Origin of the sequence: Fuchsiella alkaliacetigena (assembly GCF_023227765.1) — a bacterium.
Classification (GTDB): domain Bacteria; phylum Bacillota; class Halanaerobiia; order Halobacteroidales; family Acetohalobiaceae; genus Fuchsiella; species Fuchsiella alkaliacetigena.
In genome coordinates this window covers 21457-27456 of the sequence record NZ_JALKBZ010000035.1, presented here as the reverse complement: position 1 = coordinate 27456, position 6000 = coordinate 21457, and the positions used below count along the sequence as shown (strand labels likewise).

At 35.6% G+C, this 6000-nt stretch carries 5 protein-coding genes and 1 pseudogene; all 6 read left to right on the top strand.

The annotated features are described in order from the left end of the window. Positions 1-65 precede the first annotated feature (65 nt). The 6 genes and pseudogenes from MWH30_RS10075 to MWH30_RS10045 all read left to right on the top strand — a co-directional run bounded on the left by MWH30_RS10075 (position 66) and on the right by MWH30_RS10045 (position 5841). Positions 66-2081, top strand: coding sequence for an ATP-binding protein (locus tag MWH30_RS10075; RefSeq protein WP_248663952.1), 2016 nt, complete (start codon positions 66-68; stop codon positions 2079-2081). Positions 2082-2167: 86 nt separating this feature from the next. Next, positions 2168-2619 (top strand): annotated as a pseudogene (locus MWH30_RS14040) (PD-(D/E)XK nuclease family transposase). A gap of 208 nt (positions 2620-2827) precedes the next feature. Next, entirely contained in the window at positions 2828-3079 is a 252-nt protein-coding gene (locus MWH30_RS10060; RefSeq protein WP_248663949.1) for an AbrB/MazE/SpoVT family DNA-binding domain-containing protein, read from the top strand. Further along, a complete protein-coding gene (locus MWH30_RS10055) occupies positions 3072-3395 on the top strand; it encodes a type II toxin-antitoxin system RelE family toxin (RefSeq protein WP_248663948.1) in 324 nt (107 codons plus the stop codon). The genes MWH30_RS10060 and MWH30_RS10055 overlap by 8 nt, the downstream gene beginning before the upstream one ends. 108 nt (positions 3396-3503) lie before the next feature. Beyond that, positions 3504-5171, top strand: a complete 1668-nt coding sequence (locus MWH30_RS10050; RefSeq protein WP_248663947.1) for a radical SAM/SPASM domain-containing protein — start codon at positions 3504-3506, stop codon at positions 5169-5171. Between the two features lie 19 nt (positions 5172-5190). Next, entirely contained in the window at positions 5191-5841 is a 651-nt protein-coding gene (locus MWH30_RS10045) for a hypothetical protein (protein WP_248663946.1), read from the top strand. The last annotated feature ends 159 nt before the right edge of the window (positions 5842-6000 follow it).

Genomic DNA, 6000 nt, shown 5'->3' with positions numbered 1-6000 from the left:
TTTAATGGTTGATTATATTTTACACATGGTTATCAAATTAATCAAATCTTGTTTTAGGAGGACAAATGTCCTTATTTATTTTTGTAGGGACAGCAACTGCAAGTGGATTTGATTACTTTGATCAGGAAGCATTTAATGAACACGGCAGTATGATGCTCTTAATATCTGCTGAAACGGGTGAGATACGAGATGCTAACAGGGCAGCAGTGAACTTCTATGGTCATCCTAGAGATAAGCTGCTGGCAATGAATATAGAAGAAATTAATTTACTTTGTGAAGAAGAAGTAGCCAGAGAAATGGACTTAGCAGCTAAAGAGCAAAGAAACTATTTTGAGTTTACTCATCAGTTAGCTGATGGTAGTGAAAGGAAGGTAGAGGTTTATTCTTATCCTGTGGAAATTGAGGAAGAGACATTTTTATTTTCGATAATTAATGATGTTACAGAAGCTATTGAAAAAGAGAAGATTTCTCAAAGAATAATCTATTTCTTTTTGGGAGTGATTCTTTTAATTTTAATAATCCAAGTAATAGTTATTATGGAGCTTAAACATAGACTTGATCGGCAAAAAGAGAAAGAAAAAAAGGAGCTGATAACAGCTAAGGAAAAGGCTGAGCAGGCTAATCAGGCTAAAAGTGAGTTTTTGGCTAATATGAGTCACGAGATCCGAACTCCTTTGAATGCAGTGATTGGTTTTAGTGAAATTTTAGAAAATGAATTTGAAGATTCCCAGTACCAGAGCTATTTAGATTCTATTAAGGATGCGGGGAATAATCTATTGGAGTTAATTAATAGTATTTTGGATATTTCTAAAATAGAAGCAGGTCATTTGGAGCTGGAAAAGAAATGGTTAGACCCTTGTATGATACTCCAGGAGATGGAGTCGGTATTTGCTTATAGAGCTGAGGAAAAGGGAGTTGCTTTTATTAGAGAATGTAAGCTGTTAGAGGATTTAGAATGTGATGGAGGTCTGTTGGAAATAAAGCTGGATGAAAGAAGGTTAAGACAGATATTGATTAATTTAATTGGTAATGCTATCAAGTTTACCGATGCAGGCTATGTTAGAGTATTGGCTCAGGTTCAAGCAAGGGAAGAGTTTCGGTTATCAATAGAGTTCACAATAGAGGATACTGGGATTGGAATTTCTCCAGCAGAACAGGAGAGGATTTTTAAAGCTTTTACTCAGCAAAAGGGGCAAAGTTTTGAGTATGAAGGAACGGGTTTGGGATTGACTATTTGTCAGCGTTTAGTTGAGCAGATGGGAGGAGAGCTTAAGCTGGATAGTGAGGTAGACCAGGGTAGTATTTTCAAGGTGGTGTTGCCGCAAGTGGAGTATCGGTTAAGTGAGCTTCGGGAAGTTGATACGGTTGATTATGATTCGCTTAGCTTTAATTCGCAACGAGTGCTGGTAGTTGATGATGAGGATACTAATTTAGAAGTACTTGAGATTATGCTGGCTGAGAAAGGACTAGAAGTGTCAACGGTTAATAGCGGTCGGCAGGCTGTTGAGGAAATTCAAAAGGAGGAAGTGCAGCTTATTTTATTGGATTTGAAGATGTCTCCTCTGAATGGTTATCAGACTAAGGAGTTAATAGAAGCGGAGTTAACGAAAGAGGTGCCTATAATTGCAGTGACTGCTTTTGCAACTGCTCAGGAGAAGAATCGGGCCCTTGATTCTGGTTTTAGTAGCTTTTTGACTAAACCGATTAAGGAAGAGGTCTTAGTGGCAGAACTAACTAAGCATTTAGAATATACTATTGAAGAAGAGTTAACAAGGAGTTCGGTTGAGACAGAAGATATATCTGTTCCGGAAGATATTGATTTGGAAAGTTTGATAGAGACTTTAGAGGAGGACCTTTTAGCTGAATTGGAAGAGCTAAGAGAAGTGATGATTATAAATGAAGTGGAAGAGTTTGCAGGACGTCTATTAAGTTTAGCTCAAGAGTATGGGATAGCTGCTTTAAGTGATTACGCTCAAGAGATGTTAATTGATGTGAAAAATTTTGAATTAGCAAGTTTGGAAGAAAGGCTGGCTAAGCTTCCAGTCTGGGTAGAAAGGTTAAAAGAATTAAGGGATGGTTAAATGTGAGCGGGCCCTATTTACGTTTAAAGCACTACCAAAATATAGTGTAATAATACCAAGAACTTGAAAGAGGGAGCTGATTAAAGATGTGCCGTTTAAATCCCCGAGTGGACTTCGCCTTTAAAAAGTTATTTGGTAGTGAAGAAAATAAGGATATATTAATTTCCTTTATTAACTCTGTTCTAGATGAAGAAGAGCAGATTGAGGATGTGATATTAAAGAATCCTTCTCAATTAGCAGAGATTAAAAGTATTGAAAAGGCAATTAAAGTATTGAAAAGGCAATTAAAGTATTGGATACTATGTATTTAAACGAGGAAGAAAGAGAAGTCTATGAGGCTCGGTTAAAGTGGCTTAGGGATGAAGAGATGGCTTTAAAGAAGGCTGAGAAAAAGGGGATAGAAAAAGGTAAAAAAGAAAGAGATATAGAGATAGCTAGGCGATTATTAAAATTGAATATAGAGATAGATAAGATAATTGAGGCTACTGAATTAGATAAAGGTAAAATCGAAGAGATGAAAAAAGAGATGGAAGATTAAATTAAGATCTGGAGATAGTTTTTGATGTTAAATAGGGCCCGATTCACGTGATGTGGAATAGGGCCCTATTTGCGTTTGAAATAATACCCAAATATAGTATAATAAGCTTAAGTACTTTAAAAAAATAGCTTTACACTTAATAATTAATGATGTATAATAAAATTATGAATGGGACTATCCCATCAAGGGCAAAAAAGGAGGGATGATGTTGGATAAAATTGTTACTAAAGTTGATGATAAAGGTAGAATTACTATCCCAAAAGAAGTTAGAGAGTTTTCCGGGATAGAAAAAGGTGAAGTTTTATTTATAAATGCAGAACTAGGTCAAGTTAAATTAACTAGAGCTATAGAGGATCCAGTAGTTAAATTAAAAGAATATGCTGAAAAAGAATATGAGGAAGGTAGAACTAGAGACTTAAGAGATTATGCTAATGAAAAAGGAATAAAATTAGATGAGTAACTATTCAATTAAAGTTACTAGAGCAGTAGAAAAAGATTTAGATAGTCTAGGTCATTTAAGAGATGAAGCTGTTAAAAAAATATTAAACTTAGAGAAAAATCCTCAAAATAAGAGTTCTATTTTAAAAGGGAATCTAAAGGGATTATATTCTTACAAATTTAATCTATCTGGAGCTGGTTCTTTTAGAGCTATTTATTCGATCAAAGAAGAGAATGAAGTTTGCTTATTAATTATTGTTGCCTCTAGAGAAAATATTTATCTAGAAGCGGATAGAAGACATAAATCATTGAAGAAGCAAGGTTTGATTAGAGACTAGTATTCAGGGCCCGATTCACGTGATGTGGAATAGGGCTCTATTTACTTTTGAAGAACTACCAAAATATGATATAATGACACCAAGAATTTGAAAGAGGGAGAGATTATTTTGGAGACTGATCTGTTTGTTTTAGCAGAAGATATTAGACTGCGCCAAGAAGGCTTTGGAGGATTAGTATTTAATAAAAGGACAGGGGATACAATAGATATAGATAGAGAAGCATTTGAATTGCTATTATTAATCAGGCTAAATCAGTTTTTAAGTCAAAAGGAATTACTAGAAGTTGCAGATAGATTTGGACTAGAAAAAGAGAGTATTTTAAAGATAATTAAGGAGTTTGTTAGCTTAGGTGTGATTTTAAAAACTAAAGCTTTAGCTGTTGAGATTGAAGATAGAGAATTAAATTTTGGAATTGCTCAAAACTGGCTAAGCTATCAACACCTAAGTGCTCCCGAGACAGTTCATTGGGCGATTACATATGCTTGTAGCAAAGACTGTCTAGACTGTTATGCTCAAGAACATAAAGGTGAGTTTGAAGATTTAAATACAGCGGGTGCTTTAGAGGTAGTGGATAAGCTGGCAGAGTGGGGTGTTTTTCAGTTGGCAATTGGTGGGGGAGAAGCATTAGAGCGTGATGACTTAACAAAGATAACTAAGTATGCTCATCAAAAAGGGCTAGTAGTTCATATTACTACTGGAGTTGATGAGATTGATGCTGGGCTATTAAAGGAGCTTGCTAAGAGTGTAACTTCATTACAATTAGGACTTAAGCATCATAAGTTGCTTGAAGAAGGAGCAGAGGAGTTTGCTAGATTAGAGAGCCTTGTAGCTAAGATTAAAGGCTTTGGCTTAGAAACAGGAATTAATCTGATGATGTCTAAAAGTGTAATTGAAAATTTTGAAAGAATAATTAGTTATTTGAGCAGACTTGATAGTACTAGGGTAGTCTTGCTCCGTTATAAGCCACCATTGGAGATTGAGCAGTGGCTTAAAGAAAAGCCAAGTGATTATGATTTGATTGAGCTTGAAAAGATGTTAGCTAAAGCTAGTAGGGAGTATGATCTGGATTTAAGGCTTGATTGTGGATTAAGCTTTTTGCAGCGAAGCCTTAAAGCTAGTCAGGCTAAAGCCAAAGGTCTGCGAGGCTGTGTAGCTGGAGAGAGGATTTTAGCTTTAGCACCTGATGGCTCTATTTTTCCTTGTTCGCAGCTAGTTGGCCCGGATTTTAAAGCGGGAAATATCTTAAGCAATGATTTGGATAGAGTTTGGAAAGAGGAAAGTATAATTAAGCATTATCGCTTTTTTAAACAGCAAGGATTTTTCAAAAAGAGTATCTGTAATTATTGTGCTGCGGTAGAGTTTTGTGGAGGCTGTCCTGTTTTTAGTGACAGTGGGAGAAAAGCAGATCCTGCTTGTCCTCAGCCTATGGTATCGCATTTAAAACAGTTAGATAGTAATGGGAGAAAAGCTGAGTTCAAAAGATATTTTGAAGATCAATATTCTGTTAGCGTTAAAGAGTATATGGAACGTTATGGAGTTGGGCAAAAGTGTGCAGTTAAAGAGCTAAGAAGCATTTCTTATTTAACAAAGGTTGATAAGAAGGCTACAGGTAAGAAGCAAAAAGATAGGTATTATTCAATAGAAGAGGATTCAATAGAAGTTGTGCAGGGTGCAATTGGCTATACAAGCGGAGGGGTTCCTTTTGCTGGACAAGAGGAGATTAGAGGGTGGATTAGTGAAGATGATGATCGTTCTTATCCTGAGTGGAAAAGATAAATAACAAGGAGAGATAGTAATGAAAATAATTAGCGTTAGAAAAGGATTTACTGCTGATCATAGTTCTACTTCTTATGAGTTTTTGGCTGTTGATAAACCGTTAGAGCAAGAGGAAAGAGATGCGGTGTCATCGCTATCAAGTCGGGCCCATCCTAGTAGAAGAAGAGTAGATTTTATTTATAATGTTGAGGGTTATGATATCCCTGGCGGTTGGAGATCATTGTTAGAGGATTATTATGATGTGATGTATTCTGAAAGTTATGATTGGTGGACTTTAGGAATCGCTTTTGATATTTCTTCAAAGGAGCAAGCAGAGGAATTATTAGAATATAATTTTAGAGGGATAGAGGATTTAGGAGTTGATATTGAAATTGAAGATGGACGAGCAATTATAAGTATTTATGTTCGTTTGGATTATTCTTATCTAGCAGAGCCAAACCAGGATTGGAGTGTTTTTGCTAATCAGGATTTAGATTATGAAAGTGAAGATTATTTATTGACTTTATTAACTGCTGCTAGAAAGCAGATTATGAATGGAAATTATGATTTTTTTTATGCTATTTGGGAGGTATATGGTGTTGAAGATTATCCTCTAGATAAGCCAGATGATTGTGATAAATCTGATCCTGTGATTAATACTTTTGCCAGCATCTTGGATTGTCCTTTTTAGATAGAGTTTGGTCAATGCCTTCGGGCAAGGGTTGATTAGTGGAATAGGGCCCGATTCACGTGATGTGGAGTCGGGCCCGATTTGAGTTTAAAGCACTACCAAAATATGATATAATAAGCTTTATAGTTAAGAGTTAATAGTTAAAACTATATAGTCAAG

Coding starts and splice junctions, on each gene's coding strand:
- MWH30_RS10075 (WP_248663952.1), top strand. CDS start 66: ATGTCCTTATTTATTTTTGTAGGGACAGCAACTGCAAGTGGATTTGAT.
- MWH30_RS10055 (WP_248663948.1), top strand. CDS start 3,072: ATGAGTAACTATTCAATTAAAGTTACTAGAGCAGTAGAAAAAGATTTA.
- MWH30_RS10045 (WP_248663946.1), top strand. CDS start 5,191: ATGAAAATAATTAGCGTTAGAAAAGGATTTACTGCTGATCATAGTTCT.